The sequence below is a fragment of the Chryseobacterium sp. Leaf394 genome (assembly GCF_001424105.1).
GTDB lineage: Bacteria > Bacteroidota > Bacteroidia > Flavobacteriales > Weeksellaceae > Chryseobacterium.
In genome coordinates this window covers 1676-2357 of the sequence record NZ_LMQH01000001.1, presented here as the reverse complement: position 1 = coordinate 2357, position 682 = coordinate 1676, and the positions used below count along the sequence as shown (strand labels likewise).

General features: G+C 49.8%; 1 rRNA gene (only partly in view). It reads right to left on the bottom strand.

Features of this window, described 5'->3' with window-relative positions:
- Positions 1–682 (bottom strand): 23S ribosomal RNA (locus ASG21_RS00015) (its annotated part extends past both window edges: 1556 nt to the left, 18 nt to the right); the annotation flags it as partial.

Sequence of the window (682 nt, the reverse complement as noted above, 5' to 3'; positions counted from 1 at the left end):
CCCCTACCCACAGGTCATCCGAAGACTTTTCAACGTCAACCGGTTCGGTCCTCCACTTTGTGTTACCAAAGCTTCAACCTGCCCATGGGTAGATCACAAGGTTTCGCGTCTAATCCTACTAACTATGCGCCCTGTTCAGACTCGCTTTCGCTCCGGCTCCGGACCTGAAGTCCTTAACCTCGCTAGTAAAATTAACTCGTAGGCTCATTATGCAAAAGGCACGCCGTCACCCAACTTGTGGGCTCCGACCGCTTGTAGGCGTACGGTTTCAGGTTCTATTTCACCCTTCTATTCGAAGTGCTTTTCACCTTTCCTTCACAGTACTTGTTCACTATCGGTCTTTCAGGAGTATTTAGCCTTGGAGGATGGTCCCCCCATATTCAGACAGGATTTCACGTGTCCCGCCCTACTCATTTATCACTTAAATATGCCTTTCATATACGGGGCTNCCGCGTTCGCTCGCCACTACTTACGGAATCTCTTCGATTTCTTTTCCTCCGGGTACTTAGATGTTTCAGTTCTCCGGGTTTGCTCTCTAAATAAATTTAGAGTGACTGGTCTTCAACCAGACGGGTTGCCCCATTCGGACATCTCGGGATCAATTCGTGTGTGCCAATCCCCCGAGCTTTTCGCAGCTTACCACGTCCTTCTTCGCCTCTGAAAGCCTAGGCATCCGCCATAC